14 protein-coding genes are annotated in these 14,685 nt (G+C 42.3%); 4 read left to right on the forward strand and 10 right to left on the reverse strand.

Annotation, left to right across the window (positions count from 1 at the left end; translation table 11 throughout):
* Positions 1–17 precede the first annotated feature (17 nt).
* The 5 genes from pfkA to dnaE all read right to left on the reverse strand — a co-directional run bounded on the left by pfkA (position 18) and on the right by dnaE (position 8,170).
* Positions 18–977 carry a 6-phosphofructokinase gene (pfkA, locus tag MKY83_RS13825; RefSeq protein WP_012010865.1) on the reverse strand — a complete coding sequence of 320 codons (960 nt, stop codon included), beginning with the start codon at positions 975–977 and terminating at the stop codon, positions 18–20.
* A 341-nt stretch (positions 978–1,318) separates the two neighbouring features.
* Positions 1,319–2,296 carry an acetyl-CoA carboxylase carboxyl transferase subunit alpha gene (gene accA / locus MKY83_RS13830; RefSeq protein ID WP_003216264.1) on the reverse strand — a complete coding sequence of 326 codons (978 nt, stop codon included), beginning with the start codon at positions 2,294–2,296 and terminating at the stop codon, positions 1,319–1,321.
* Positions 2,281–3,156: an acetyl-CoA carboxylase, carboxyltransferase subunit beta gene (gene accD, locus MKY83_RS13835; RefSeq protein ID WP_065098582.1), complete on the reverse strand. Its 876-nt coding sequence runs from the start codon at positions 3,154–3,156 to the stop codon at positions 2,281–2,283. Before accD ends, accA begins: the two co-directional genes overlap by 16 nt.
* A gap of 304 nt (positions 3,157–3,460) precedes the next feature.
* The gene (locus MKY83_RS13840) at positions 3,461–4,693 is read right to left on the reverse strand and encodes a malic enzyme-like NAD(P)-binding protein (protein WP_126740803.1); all 1,233 of its coding nucleotides are present in this window, start codon (positions 4,691–4,693) and stop codon (positions 3,461–3,463) included.
* A gap of 141 nt (positions 4,694–4,834) precedes the next feature.
* Positions 4,835–8,170 (reverse strand): DNA polymerase III subunit alpha, encoded by a 3,336-nt coding sequence (gene dnaE, locus MKY83_RS13845; RefSeq protein WP_265208037.1) that lies wholly within the window; start codon positions 8,168–8,170, stop codon positions 4,835–4,837.
* Between the two features lie 137 nt (positions 8,171–8,307).
* Here dnaE and MKY83_RS13850 point away from each other — a divergent pair, with 137 nt between their 5' ends.
* From MKY83_RS13850 to MKY83_RS13860, 3 genes are all read left to right on the forward strand, one after another.
* Complete coding sequence (locus MKY83_RS13850) at positions 8,308–8,649, forward strand: YtrH family sporulation protein (RefSeq protein WP_034661856.1); 342 nt, start codon at positions 8,308–8,310, stop codon at positions 8,647–8,649.
* The gene (ytrI, locus tag MKY83_RS13855; RefSeq protein ID WP_003216226.1) at positions 8,646–9,149 is read left to right on the forward strand and encodes a sporulation membrane protein YtrI; all 504 of its coding nucleotides are present in this window, start codon (positions 8,646–8,648) and stop codon (positions 9,147–9,149) included. Before MKY83_RS13850 ends, ytrI begins: the two co-directional genes overlap by 4 nt.
* Positions 9,150–9,258: 109 nt before the next feature.
* Positions 9,259–9,444, forward strand: coding sequence for a hypothetical protein (locus MKY83_RS13860; protein ID WP_003216400.1), 186 nt, complete (start codon positions 9,259–9,261; stop codon positions 9,442–9,444).
* A gap of 50 nt (positions 9,445–9,494) precedes the next feature.
* Here the strand turns inward: MKY83_RS13860 and MKY83_RS13865 are convergent, their stop codons facing one another.
* Positions 9,495–10,436, reverse strand: a complete 942-nt coding sequence (locus MKY83_RS13865; protein WP_044139298.1) for a bifunctional oligoribonuclease/PAP phosphatase NrnA — start codon at positions 10,434–10,436, stop codon at positions 9,495–9,497.
* Positions 10,437–10,583: 147 nt separating this feature from the next.
* On the opposite strand from MKY83_RS13865, the gene MKY83_RS13870 reads away from it, so the two are divergent.
* Positions 10,584–10,886, forward strand: coding sequence for a YtpI family protein (locus tag MKY83_RS13870; protein ID WP_003216665.1), 303 nt, complete (start codon positions 10,584–10,586; stop codon positions 10,884–10,886).
* Between the two features lie 67 nt (positions 10,887–10,953).
* On the opposite strand, the gene MKY83_RS13875 is transcribed toward MKY83_RS13870, so the two are convergent.
* From MKY83_RS13875 to MKY83_RS13890, 4 genes are all read right to left on the reverse strand, one after another.
* Entirely contained in the window at positions 10,954–12,276 is a 1,323-nt protein-coding gene (locus MKY83_RS13875; RefSeq protein ID WP_003216834.1) for a CBS domain-containing protein, read from the reverse strand.
* Positions 12,277–12,624: 348 nt separating this feature from the next.
* The gene (locus MKY83_RS13880) at positions 12,625–13,308 is read right to left on the reverse strand and encodes a metal-dependent hydrolase (protein ID WP_278176041.1); all 684 of its coding nucleotides are present in this window, start codon (positions 13,306–13,308) and stop codon (positions 12,625–12,627) included.
* A 67-nt stretch (positions 13,309–13,375) separates the two neighbouring features.
* Positions 13,376–14,131 (reverse strand): SDR family oxidoreductase, encoded by a 756-nt coding sequence (locus MKY83_RS13885; RefSeq protein ID WP_217013076.1) that lies wholly within the window; start codon positions 14,129–14,131, stop codon positions 13,376–13,378.
* 139 nt (positions 14,132–14,270) lie between these two features.
* Complete coding sequence (locus tag MKY83_RS13890) at positions 14,271–14,660, reverse strand: hypothetical protein (protein WP_342487427.1); 390 nt, start codon at positions 14,658–14,660, stop codon at positions 14,271–14,273.
* Positions 14,661–14,685: the final 25 nt, after the last annotated feature.

Below are 14,685 nucleotides of genomic sequence, written 5' to 3' on the forward strand. Positions count from 1 at the left end.
CCTAAGGTCTTCTCGTTTTATATAGAGAGCTCTTGTGAAAGTCGGTACATATTTTGATCGACTGTATGTTTTTTATCTAAGATATCTAAAATATCGTGGTGAACGAGTTCGTTGCTTTGAATGCCCACACAGCGTCCGCCTTTTCCTTCAAGAAGAAGTTCTACTGCGTATGCTCCTAAACGGCTTGCGAGTACTCGGTCAAATGCGCTTGGAGAACCTCCGCGCTGAATATGTCCTAAGACAGATACACGGGTTTCAAGGCTTGTCTCCTCTTCAATCCGCTTACCAAATTCAACACCGCTGCCTACGCCTTCTGCGACGATGATGATACTGTGCTTCTTGCCGCGCTCGTGCCCTCTTCTTAATCTCGCGATAATTTCATCCATGTCATAGTCTGCTTCAGGAATCAAAATAGATTCGGCTCCGCCTGCAAGACCTGACCAAAGAGCAATATCACCAGCATGTCTTCCCATTACTTCCACTACGTATGTACGTTCATGAGATGTGGCTGTATCACGAATTTTATCAATGGCGTCAATGACTGTATTAAGTGCTGTATCAAAGCCAATAGTGAAATCAGTACCTGGGATATCGTTGTCGATTGTACCCGGGACACCTACACATGGAAAACCGAGCTCAGTTAATTTCTTCGCTCCCATGAATGAACCGTCTCCGCCGATCACAACAAGTCCTTCAATACCGAATTTTTTTAAGTTCTCAATGCCTTTTTCACGACCTTCAACTGTCTTGAATTCAGGGCATCTTGCCGTGTAAAGTTTTGTTCCTCCACGATGAATGATATCGCCAACTGAACCTATTTCAAGTTTCTCAATTTTACCGTTAATTAGACCTGAATATCCATTATAAATACCGTAAACTTCAACATTATGGTAAATCGCTTTCCTTACAACTGCGCGCACAGCTGCATTCATTCCTGGGGAATCCCCACCGCTCGTTAAAACTCCTATACGCTTCATCTTTTTCACCTCAGAGACCATATATGAATTAAACATACCATTTCCACTGCTTGAAAACAATCATGAGCAAAACAGGATGTTTTCAATTTGTATTTCTAAAACCGTACTTATTATACAATTAAATAAACCGTTTTTAAACAAAAGTTAAGACAGTCATGAAAGCAATTCTTTCAAAAGTGAGGAAGATTCAGCCTTCTAAAGCCCACGGTATCAAGGTTTTCAGACGTTTCAAACTTTATGAAAACAAAAGAAAATTATTTTCAAATAGCGCTTACATGAGGACGATTTTCATGAAAAAAGATGAAAAAAATAAACGTCAGCCAAAAAGGCTGCACGTTTATTTAGTTTACCCCAATATATTGATTTTCAACCGATACTTTCCCGATTGCTTTGTATTTTTGATATCTTTGTTCGACTAGTTCTTCAGGTGTTAGTTTGAGCAAAGATGTAAGTGACTGTTTTAATGTTTTTTCAATGTAGGCTGCTTGTTGTTTCACGTCTCGGTGTGCTCCACCTTGCACTTCTTTAATAACATCATCTATAATATCTAATTCTTTTAGGTCTGGAGCCGTAATTTTCATTGATTCTGCAGCTTTTTTCGCAAGTGATGAGTCCTTCCAGAGCAGTGCTGCTGCACCTTCAGGTGAAATCACTGAATACGTTGAATTCTCTAGCATGTATAGGTGGTTTCCTACGCCTAAGCCTAGTGCGCCGCCACTTCCACCTTCTCCAATGACAATACAGACAACCGGTACACGAAGTCCTGCCATTTCGAATAGGTTTTTCGCAATTGCTTCACTTTGCCCGCGTTCTTCAGCTGCTTTACCAGGATAAGCTCCTTTTGTATCAATAAAGCAAATGATCGGGCGATTAAATTTATCTGCTTGTTTCATCAAGCGCAGCGCTTTACGGTAGCCTTCTGGATGAGGCATTCCGAAATTACGGCGCAAGTTTTCTTTTGTATCTTTACCGCGCTGATGGCCAATCACCGTGACAGGAAGCCCTTTAAACGTGGCAATTCCTCCAACGATCGCTTCATCATCGCCATAAAAACGGTCACCGTGACACTCGAAAAAGTTGTCAAACAGCTCTTGAATGTAATCGAGAGTTGTTGGGCGCATCGCATGACGAGCAATCTGTACTCTGTCCCACGGCTTTAAATTTGTATAAATGTCTGCTTCAAGTTTGCTCAGACGAGTTTCAAGACGCTCAATTTCTGCACTTAAATCCATTTCTGAGTTTTGTGTGAACTTTTTCAGTTCATCAATTTTCGCTCGAAGTTCAATGACAGGTTTTTCAAATTCTAGTTCTCCAGCCACTCTCGTTCACCTCCTGTGCTGTGTAATGCTAAGATTCGGCCTAATGTTTCTTTCATCTCTGCACGATGAATGACAGCATCCAATTGACCATGCTTCATTAAAAATTCAGCCGTTTGGAAGTCCTCTGGCAGGTCTTCACGAATGGTTTGTTCAATGATTCTACGGCCTGCAAACCCAATTAAAGCACCAGGTTCTGCAAAGTTGTAATCACCAAGAGACGCGAAACTAGCTGATACACCGCCAGTAGTTGGGTTCGTCATCACAGAGATAATCAAACCTTGGTCCTCACTGAACAATTTTAATGCTGAGCTTGTTTTTGCCATCTGCATAAGACTGAGGATCCCCTCCTGCATTCTCGCTCCGCCTGATGCAGTAAAGATGATAAATGGCACCTTGTCCGCTTTTGCTTTCTCGATCGCAAGTGTGATCTTTTCACCAACAACTGAGCCCATGCTGCCCATACGGAATGTGGCATCCATGACAGCGATCACAGCACGCTTGCCTTCAATTTCACCTTGACCTGTAACAATGGCTTCATTCAAAGACGTTTTTTCTCTGTCTTTCTCAAGCTTTTCTTCGTAGCCTGGGAATCCGAGCGGGTTTTCTGAGATCAGATGCCCGTTAAATTCTTCAAATGTGCCTTCGTCAACAAGGCTGTCAATACGCTGTTTTGCATTCATTTGCAAATGTCTACCGCAATTCATGCAAACACGTAAATTTTTATCTAGTTCTTTGGTGAGCATTATTTTTTTACATTGCGGACATTTGGTCATGATGCCTTCAGGCACATCTTGACTTGCCTGTTCAGAGGGTACAGATGCATATTTTTTCTTTTTACTGAAAATATTTTTGATTGACAAATGACTACCTCCCTTTTTGAAGGGTTTTTTCTTTACACGCACATCCACTATTATAGGACATGTCATAACTGTACCGAAACTATTGTACTTTTTTTGTCAAACGCTGTCATCCTTCATTCAATTTTTTCAGTGGGGAATTGATGAGAAATGAGTATGTGTTTGGGGCGCTGAGCAGTTGATATATGTGAATTGTGAACGTCTACAAAAAAATATCATTCCGGATGAAAAAATTTTCGCGTATGAGAGGAAATAGTGCACGTCTTTCCTCCAATTTCAGAAAGAACGTGCACACTTTTCCAATTGATTATTCGCCGATAATCGTTAATTTTCTTGTTTTTTCAGCGACTTCTTCTGGGTCGACTTTGATTCTTGCAACACCAGTTTCCATTGCTGCTTTTGCTACCGCTTTTGCTACCGCTGGTGCTACACGTGCATCAAATGGGTCAGGGATGACGTATTCAGCTGACAATTTATCATCTGAAACAAGAGAAGCAATTGCTTCTACGGCTGCAATTTTCATTTCTTCGTTAATGTGGGTTGCACGTACATCTAAAGCTCCGCGGAAGATTCCTGGGAATGCCAGTACGTTGTTCACTTGGTTCGGGAAGTCAGAACGGCCAGTTCCTACAACACTTGCGCCTGCTGCATGTGCATCTTCTGGCATGATCTCTGGATTAGGATTCGCCATTGCGAAGATGACAGGATCTTTTGCCATTTTTCCAACCATTTCTTTTGTTAAAGCACCTGCTACTGAAACCCCGATGAAGACGTCAGCGCCTTCAATAACTTCTTCTAATGAACCTTCTTTACGGTCTTGGTTCGTGAATTTAGCCACTTCATTTTTCACTGCATTCATACCGTTCGGGCGGTCTTCGTAAATTGCGCCTTTTGTATCACACATGATGATATCACGTACACCGAAATGATATAGAAGCTTGATAATCGCAATTCCCGCTGCTCCAGCGCCGTTTGCCACCACTTTGATAGAGGACATTGATTTTCCAGACAGTTTCAGTGCATTTACAAGTCCAGCTACTGTCACAATCGCTGTTCCGTGCTGATCATCGTGGAACACTGGAATGTTTGTCTCTTTTTTCAAGCGCTCTTCGATAATAAAGCAGTTTGGAGCTGCAATATCTTCAAGGTTGACACCGCCAAACGTTGGCTCAAGAAGCTTTACTGTTTCAACGATTTTGTCTACATCGTTTGTCGCAAGCGCGATTGGGAAGGCATCAACGCCAGCGAAGCTTTTGAATAATACAGCTTTTCCTTCCATGACTGGAAGAGATGCTTCTGCACCAATATTTCCAAGCCCTAAAACAGCGCTTCCGTCTGTGACAACAGCGACCATATTGCCTTTCATTGTATAATCATACACTTTGCTTGTGTCGTCATAAATATCTTTACATGGTTCTGCAACACCAGGTGAGTAAGCCAAGCTCAAGTCTTTCGCATTTTTCACTTGTACTTTTGATTTTGATTCAAGTTTGCCTTGATTCTCTTTGTGCATATGTAATGCTTCTTCTCTTAATGACATGTGATGAACACTCCTTCAAGTGGAAAATGATTTAATGAATTGCTAAGTTGATAAGCACATACTGGCAGTTTTAAATACACAGAATCTTTAAAATGATAACACAATAGGTGAATTTGTAAAACATATTCAGGCGATTTGTCATCATTTAATCACAACGTTTTGTTCACCGAGCAGCTCTTTTAACTGGAAAATGACAGCATGATCTGCATGAACTTTGTATGCATCTGGAAGTCTCACTGTCTTTTTTTGCTTCTCATAATACAAATAGACATCTGCTTCTCCGCTGTGCATCGAGATCACCCGCTTTACTTGCTCTAGCAGCTCCTGCGTATGATTTTCTTCTTTCACCCGAATGTAGACAGACTCTTTTCTTTGTGTGCCCATCTCTTCAAGCAGAACGGCTTCTTGCACGATGATCTGGCTGCTGTCATTTCTGACATCTATTCTGCCTTCAACATAAAGCATGGCGCCCTCCTCAAGTAAGGGGGACAGCTTTCTAAATTGCTCTGGAAAGACGACGCCTTCCATTTCTCCCGTTTCATCCCCAAATGTGACAAATGCCATCGATTGTCCATTTTTTGTTCGAATCGATTTCACTTTTGTCAAAAGACCACCCATTGAGACCCTTCGCTTTATATAGGAAGAAAGTCTGATGATTTCCACTGCACCATTCTCTCTTAAGCGATCTCGGTACGCTTGTACAGGATGATTTGATAAATATAGTCCAAGTGCCTCTTTTTCAAACTGCAGGAGATCGACAAGCGGCAATTCTTCTATCTCCGCATATTTTGGCTTAATGGAGAAGGTTGTATCCCCCAGAAAGTCGAGCTGATCATCTGGATTTAAAAATGACACGTGGTCTAATGCAATATCTATTGATGCCAATAACGAAGCACGATTTGGATAAAGTTCATCCATCGCCCCTGAAAAAATGAGCGCTTCAATCGTTTTTCGGTTGACACTCTTTACTGATACTCTTGCGCAAAAATCAAATAAATCTTCAAACGGCTTTTCCTGTCTTGCCCTGTATATATCCTTTACAGCTGACACTCCGACATTTTTGATCGCTCTTAAGCTGTAGCGGATCTCCCCTTTTTCAACCGTAAATGGAAATTCACTTTTATTAATAGAAGGCTTCAACACAGATATCCCTTTTTCCTTTGCCTCATAGAAATATTGAGCGACTTTGTCTTCATTTCCAATCACACTCGTTAAAAGTCCGCACATAAAATATAACGGATAATGCGCTTTTAAGTAAGCAAGCTGAAAGCCAATCATGCTATATGCAACAGCATGGCTTCTATTAAAACCATAGTTTGCAAATTTGACGATTAAGTCATAAACGTCATTTGCAATGTTAACAGGATACTCCTTTTTTAGGCATCCTTCAACAAAATGGCTCCGCTCTTCGTCAAGGACCTTTTTATCCTTCTTCGAAACGGCTCTTCTTAATAGATCTGCCTCGCCAAGCTGAAAGCCTGCCATCTTCGCTGCAATCAGCATGATTTGCTCTTGATAGACGATGACGCCATATGTGTCTTTTAAAATGTCATACAAATCAGGATGCGGGTAAGAGACCTTGACTCTGCCGTGCTTTCGGTCGATAAAAAGCGGGATATTCTCCATTGGACCTGGGCGATAGAGGGCATTGACTGCCACGATGTCTTCTAAACTAGAGGGCTTGAGGCGTCTCAGCACCTGACGCATCCCTTGTGATTCAAGCTGGAAAATCCCAGTTGTATCTCCCGCTGATAACAATTCAAATGTTTTCTGATCTTCATATGAAATGTCACTAAAGTTAATGTGGACGTTTTCCTGTCTTTCAATCTGGTTTTTAATGGATTCAATTAAGGTTAAGTTTCTTAGTCCTAAGAAATCCATCTTTAAAAGCCCGAGATCTTCTAAATAATTCATCGCATACTGCGTTAAATACACACCATCATGGCCGTCTTGAATAGGAACGATCTCTGTCAGCGGCTCCTCGCTCAGCACAACGCCGGCTGCATGTGTCGAGGTATGTCTTGGCAAGCCTTCAACCTTTAAAGCAGTTTGAAAGACTTGCCTGAGCTCTTCGGACTGCTGGAGCATTGTTTTTAATTCAGGAGATGAAGTGAGCGCTTCTTTCAGCGTCGTTCCTGGCTTTGATGGAATCAGCTTTGCGAGACGGTCCGCTGCTTTTGAATCAATCCCCATCACACGTCCGACATCTCTTAAGGCTGCTTTTGCTGCAAGGGTTCCAAACGTGACGATTTGCGCCACATGCATGTCTCCGTATTTGTCTTTTACATAAGAAATGATTTCATCTCTTCTCGTATCGGGGAAATCAATATCAATATCAGGCATACTGATTCGCTCAGGATTTAAGAAACGCTCAAATAACAGACCGTGACGGAGCGGATCAACATCCGTAATAAACAGTACATAGGCAACAAGTGAGCCTGCTGCCGATCCCCGTCCTGGCCCTGTGACAATGCCTTGGTCATGGGCATACTTCATAAAATCCCACACGATGAGAAAATAATCACTGAAATTCATTTTTTGGATAATGCTCAGTTCATACTCAAGCCTTTTCACATACGCGTCATTTGAAGCAATCTTTCTTTGCTTCATCCCTTCTGCACACACTTTGCGTAAAAACTGATCTGCTGTTGATTGATCAGGGGTCGGATAGGATGGGAGTTTTGTCTGCCCAAGATTTAAATCGACTTCGCAGCGGTCTGCAATCTCCACCGTTCTTGTCAGCAGCTCCATATCCTGCGTATACCATTCCTTCATTTCTTCAAAGGTTCTGAAATGCTTTTCTGCTCGGTCTTCCTCAACCTCAGGCAGCTGCTGCCCTGCTTTAATAGCCTTTAAACACGTATAGGCCGTTTTGTCTTCCAGGTTGATGTAGTGGACATCTCCTGTCGCAACAAGAGGAATGTCCGCACTTTTTGAGACGTCCCTCAGTTTTCCGGCAAGCGATTCGTCTTGCTGAAATGGCTGAAGTGCGATGTACACATGTCCCTCACCGAAAATATGTTTCAATTGTTTCGCCGCATCATGCGCTTCTTCTATCTGATCATGCTGAAGCAGCGTTTCAATGTAGCCGGAAACGCCTGGTGTGATGGCAATGAGCCCGCGGTGATAGCTTTTCAACCATTTCTCTTTCAGTCCAGCTTTTGATTTTGATTTCAGCACACTGCTGATCTTGATCAAATTTTGGTAGCCTTCATTGTTTTTGGCAAGGAGTACCAAGGGATAAGCCTCTGTCTCTTGTTCATCTATGAAGACAGAAGCTGTTAAACCGATGACCGGCTTGATGCCATGTTTTTTACATTCCTTATAAAATTCAACCGTTCCATACATCACATGGTCATCGGTAAGAGCAAGCGCCTTGCAGCCAAGTTCTTTTGCTTTCAGCACGAGCTCCTTTACTTTTGCTGCACTGCTTAATAAGCTGTATCCACTGTGGACCTGAAGATGAACATAAGACATGCTTAATCCACTCCTTTCATCTAAAGTCATTCTTTCATTATAAAACGCGATGCGATGAGAAACAAATGTTCTTTCTTTTCTGTCCGTTCATACTTGTCCCTTACGCACCATATATTGAATAGAGTGAGGTGGACAAAATGGATGTGAAGGAAGCTTTTATTCCAAATTTTATTAGCTGTTATTTTATTGCACTTGGGGTCATTTTGGGTGGTGCCATTATAGGCGGTGTTGGTGCTTATTTGTCTGGTCAGCCACCTTTATCCATTATTACGAGTCTTGCCAACCGTTTAAAGATTTGGGCACTTGTCGCAGCTATCGGCGGAACGTTTGATGCTGTTTATAGCTTTGAACGAGGCATTTTTGAAGGGAACACGCGTGATATTTTCAAACAGATTTTATTAATTGTTTCTGCCATGGGCGGTGCGCAAACGGGTTATCTTATTATAACGTGGCTCACACAGGAGCATGTGTCATCATGAGGGTACCGGAGCTTTACAAACGTCCAGGCTGGCAGCGTTTTTTTGCGGGGATGATGTTTGGCGCGATTGTGAGCTGGCTCATTTTCCTCTTTACATACGGAACCTTTCAGGAAAAGCAGGTGACACTGCTGAGAAGCCAGCAGCACCATATGGACAGTCTGAAAGAACAAATCACACTCTATCGGGAAGATTTGCATAAGTTAAATGAGGATAATAAGAAGCGGCTGCTGATCCAAAGCGTAGATGTCCATCTCGTCAATCGTGAGCAATATAAAATCCCAGAGCCAGATACGCTAAAATTTGAAGATCAGGTCAAGGAGGATATCTCAGAGGTTATTACAAAGGATATTGAAAGTGTCTATAAAACAAAGGAATTATTAAAACGCACGGTCGAAAACAAAGAATATACCATTCGGGAAAAAGCATACCGCGCCAAAGTGACGGAGCTGACGATCTATACGAAGCTTTCACTTGAAGTGCGCATTTCATTTGCTGAATAAATGATCATGTGGAATTTTTATGAATTTCTGCCCTCAATGATCGCTTTTCCCCCTTAATTTTTATACACTAAAAGTAGAACGAGATCTAAAACAGAAAGAGGTGAGGACAATGGAGGTTTATAGCTATCGTCAAATGGCACGAGACAAAGCAAGCCGGATCAAGGACGGCATGTGTGCTTATGCTGAGACAGAAATGATGGCTCATTTAATTAAAAAAGAATTAAAACATCAAAATCTCCAAGCCTATGAAGATTCAACTGACATCGGCTGCTGGTTTATCCCTGTATGCAAGTAACCCTTTTCTCCATGACAAAAAAAGAGAGAGGGGACTTGAAGCCCCCTCTCTCATGATGATGATTTACATACTTCTTCTAAATCACGCAAAATCTCATCTGCCACGGCCCAATCATAAATAGACGCACCAGCTGCAAGCGGGTGGCCGCCGCCATGATATTTTTTCGCAATGGTATTAATGACGACGCCTTTCGAGCGGAATCTAACACGAATCTGATCATTTTCTTCCACAAAAAAGACCCATGCCTTAATCCCTGCAATATTTCCAAGTGTCCCAACAAGCTGTGAGGCTTGCTGCGCTGTCGTTTGGAACGATTCCAAAATATCCTGCTTAATGAAAACAGAAGCGACCCCATTCTCTGACAAAGAAATATGTTGAAAAATATAGCCATTTAATTTCACGACATTCAGATCCGTCTCATACAATTGATTGAAAAGGTCTGAAGATGAAAATGGATATTCAATAAGTTCTCCAGCATATTTGAGCGTCTTTTTCGTCGTATTTGGGAAAAGGAAGCGGCCTGTGTCTCCTACAATGCCGGCATAAATGAGTTCAGCCGCCTTTGTATTCAGCTGATATCCTTCTTCTTTCCCCTCTAAATACAATTCATAAATCATTTCGCTCACAGAGCTTGCCTCTGTATCTACCCAAAGCAAATCACCATAAGGATCTTCATTTGGATGATGGTCAATTTTCATCAGCTTGTCGCCCATTGAATAGCGCTGATCGTCAATTCTTGCTTGATTGGCTGTATCACAGACAATGACAAGGGCATCTTTGTACACGTCATCCGGCACCTCATCAAGTTCATACAAAAATGAAAGGGTTGGCTCCGGGGTTCCTGTTGCATAAATATTTTTTTCTGGATAGGTGGCACGCAAGATTTCCGTAAGGCCGCACTGCGATCCATACGCATCAGGATCTGGTCTTACATGTCTATGAATGATGATGGTGTCATATAATGATATGGTTCTAATCAGTTCTTTTTTCATAAAAACTCCTTCTTATCCGATACTCTTTTTATTATTAAATCATAATCTATCCTGACGGAAAAGTGAGGAATAGACAATTTATTCTAGTAAGCAAGCCTATTTACGTTTAAAATAGGGTTGTAACCACTTACAATGGAGGCTTGGCACATGCTTGTTTTGATTGTGTTTATTATTTGTTCTGCCATGTTTTATTTATACTACAAAGCAAAGAATGTCCGTACGAACCGCCCAGTCGAAAAGAAATTCTGGTCGGCGAAATCCAGTATGGCACTTGGCTGCTTTGTCCTGCTCTTCGGTGTGAATCAATTATTTTTAAACCGCTCGTCACTCGCATTTGTCATTGGATTTATTTTTGTTGCTGTCGGTATCGGCAGTACGTGGGCTGGATATAAAGCCTACAAGCATTACCTTCCGCTCTTTTTAAAGGAAGGCGAAAAAGATCACGCATAATAAGAGAGAAGGGCTAAAATGATGCTTATTTTAGCCCTTTGTCTTTTTCATCATCGCCCTTTTATGATTATCCTCTCTCCATGAGCTGCACCATCAGCATCGCTTTACCAACGATATTCGATTGATGATAAACCTCTACTTCCAGCTTTCCAAACTTGCGTCCTACTTCTAAAATATTTGGCTTAATCTGTATCGTGGATTCCATTTGAACCGGTTTTAAGAAGTAGACAGAGAGACTTTCGACAATCAGCTCTCCTTTTTTATGAGACTTTAAGAAGCGGTTGGCGGATTCAATTAAAATTTGCGTGAACACGCCATATGAAATGTTTCCGAGCTGGTTTGTCATTTGTGGTGTGACCTCATATTGATACACGGCATCTGCCTTTGGTTTTTCTGTATCGGTCTCTTTAAACCCTCTTGAGACAACATCATCCAGTTTCTCTCCGACCTGCGGCTGCTTTTGAATCATTTGAAGCGCCTTCAGCACATCCTGACGGCTGATCATTCCAATCAGTTTCGCATAATCATCTACAACAGGCAGCACCTCAATGCCTTCCCATACCATCATTTGAGCAGCAGAAGCGACAGAGGTTTTGCCAATGACTGTCAGCGGATTTTTCGTCATCACCTTTTCAATCGGTGTAGAGCGGTCATGCCCCGCGATATCCTTTGAGGTGAGAATGCCGTGAATTTTCATTTGGTCGTCTGCGACCGGAAAGCGTCCGTGACCAGTTTCATAGTTCTTTTCATACCATTTTTCAAGCTTATCCTCTGGTGATAAATACACTGTTCGTTCGATCGGCGTTAAAATATCTTCCACAAGCACAATCTCTTTTTTTATGAGTTGGTCATAAATGGCCCGGTTTATGAGAGCTGCTACGGTAAATGTATCGTAGCTTGTCGATAAGATCGGCAGCTCAAGCTCATCTGCGAGCTGAATGATTTCATCATCTGTTGAGAAGCCACCCGTGACCAGCACAGCTGCTCCTGCCTCTAATGCTTGTCTGTGGGCATTGATCCGGTTTCCGACAATCAGCAGGTTGCCAGCTGCCGTATAGCGCATCATCGCATCAAGCTCCATCGCTCCGATGACAAATTTGTTTAATGTTTTATGTAAGCCCGCTCGTCCTCCAAGCACCTGTCCGTCAATCACATTGACCACTTCTGCATATGTCAGTTTTTCAATATTTTCTTTTTTCTTCTGTTCAATTCGAATGGTACCAACTCGTTCAATGGTACTAACGAATCCTTTATTTTCAGCATCCTTGATAGCCCGGTAAGCGGTCCCTTCACTCACTTTCATTTCTTTCGCAATACGCCGGACAGAAATTTTCTCTCCGACTTCTAATGAATCAATATACGATAAAATTTGTTCATGCTTTGTCGCCAATCCCGTTCACCCTTTTTGTTTTCAGCGTTTTCATCTAAGTTTCATTATAAGGGCAGGAGGCTTTTAATAGCAATTTGTCTTTTTTTCAGCGCGATACATGTAAACAAAAAAGCCGGCATTTGAGTGCCGGCTTTCAGATTGTTGACAAAGGGCTAAAATGTTCTTTATTTTAGCCCCTTGTCTACTTTTCAGCGTGATAGAAAACCTTTGCAGCCCTAGGAAGGACGAGTACTGGCGCGGAGCGAATTTGACATTCGTGAGCACCAGCACGCAGGACTGACACCGAATGCGAGGGTTTGTCTACACGCTGAAAGCCGGCATTTGAGTGCCGACTTTTTGCTATGTTGATTAAATCTCTATCGATTCTCCGCTATTTAACACATGACCGACGCCGCCATGCAGGCTGTCTGCAAATGCATGTGGGTCCTGCTCAATCGGCGGGAATGTACTGTAGTGAATCGGCACGACTTGCTTCGCCCGAAGCCATTCGGCTGCGATTCTTGCATCGTCCGGTCCCATCGTGAAGTTATCACCGATCGGAAGGAATGCAAGCTCAATATGATTCAGCTCACCGATCAGCTTCATATCTGAAAAGAGTGCAGTGTCTCCGGCATGATAAATCGTTTTGCCCTCTGCAGTAAATAAAATACCTGATGGCATGCCTGTATACGTAATCGTTTTTGCATCTTCATCAATGATAGCAGAACCATGGAACGCTTGAGTGAGCTTCACTTTACCAAATTCAAACTCACGTCCGCCCCCAATAGAAAGCGGGTGCGTTTTCACCCCTTGCCAGCTTAAATAAGTGGCAAGCTCGAATGGCGCGATAACGAGCGTGTCATTGTTTTTAGCGATTTCAATGGTATCACCGACATGATCTCCATGCCCGTGCGTGAGCAAAATGACATCCGCTTTGACATCTTGCGGTTTGATATCTGTGTGCTTATTTCCATTTAAAAATGGATCAATCCAAATATGGTATCCGTTTGTTTCAATGTGTACGGCTGAATGTCCGTGATATGTAGCTTTCATGTGAGTATATCCACCTTTCGAATTTGATCTCATTTCATCTATTCCCTGTATAAAAAAACTGAAAAACTTAATGTCTGTGAATGACGTTAAGACCACCTGTTGCTTCAATAACGGTTCCTGTAATCAGATCAGAGCGGTCATCGCATAAAAAGGAAATGATGCGCCCGATATCTTCTCCAGTACCAGACCTGCCAATCGGCGTTTCATCGTCTTTCATCTGGCGTGCTTCTTCTATTGTCGATTCTTTCATGTCTCCAACGATTTTGCCTGGACAAACCATATTGGCTGTGATGCCATTTTCGGCTTCTTCAATCGCAATGGTTTTCGTAAGTGACGCCAGCCCCACTTTTGCTGCTCCGAAGGCTGATCTGTGCATCCATCCCGGCGCATGGTCTGCGCCTTGAAAGCCATATGTGACAATTCGGCCGAAGCCTTGCTTTCTCATCATTGGGATGACCATACGGAACAAATGGAATACAGCAGATAGGTTGCCTTCCATCATTTGATACCATTCATCCTCGGAATAATCCGCTAGTTTTTTTCGTTCAAAAATATAAGGTCCGGCATTGTTAATCAAGGCATCGATCCGTCCAAATCGATCGGCTGCCAGCTCGACCATATTTTTTAAATCTTCTTTGTTTGTCACATCGCCTTGGACAAATTGAAGCTTCTCTTCATATTGCTGCAATTCTTCTTTCATCTGGCGCACAGCTTCATCATCACTTCGATAATTTACTGTCACAGAATACCCCATATTCAGTAAAGACTCGGTGACTTTCCTGCCAAGTCCCTTAGAACCCGCTGTTATTAATGCGTGTCGCACACAATCTCCTCCTAAAACAAAGGTTGCAAGTTCATGTGTTTCTTTTGTTATCTTTACTTTACTATAAACCGGCTCCCTTCGCACTTATGAACCCCTTATCAATGCGGGTAAAACAGTATAGGGTGATTCATCCACTTTTTCAAATCCCATGAGCCATGGATATCAAGAAGTAGCGAAACAAAACGATAGAAGGCGTTCCTTCTACTTTTTCCATGACATCATAATGTCTCCCCACCTTCTTCACTTTACGAACAACTTCCGGAATATGAAAGGAATTCGTCAGAGCCAGCTTTTCATTGATTTGATCGAGATGTTCTTGTCCTGTATGGGCATTTACTCCATAGATCATGTTGATCCCATATACAAATTCACTTTCTACTATTGTCATTTCAGGAGATTTCACCACATATTCCGTTTTGTCTTGTAAGGAGATCAGCCACACATCATTAGCCCGTCCGTCGTACTGTTCTCCTAACGTTTCAACTGATACGATGGGCTGGTCAAACAAAGCCTGAAGCGTTTTCTTCATGAACTGCTGTCACTCCCTCTTCAGC

Source organism: Bacillus sp. FSL M8-0266 (assembly GCF_038613425.1).
Lineage (GTDB): Bacteria > Bacillota > Bacilli > Bacillales > Bacillaceae > Bacillus > Bacillus pumilus.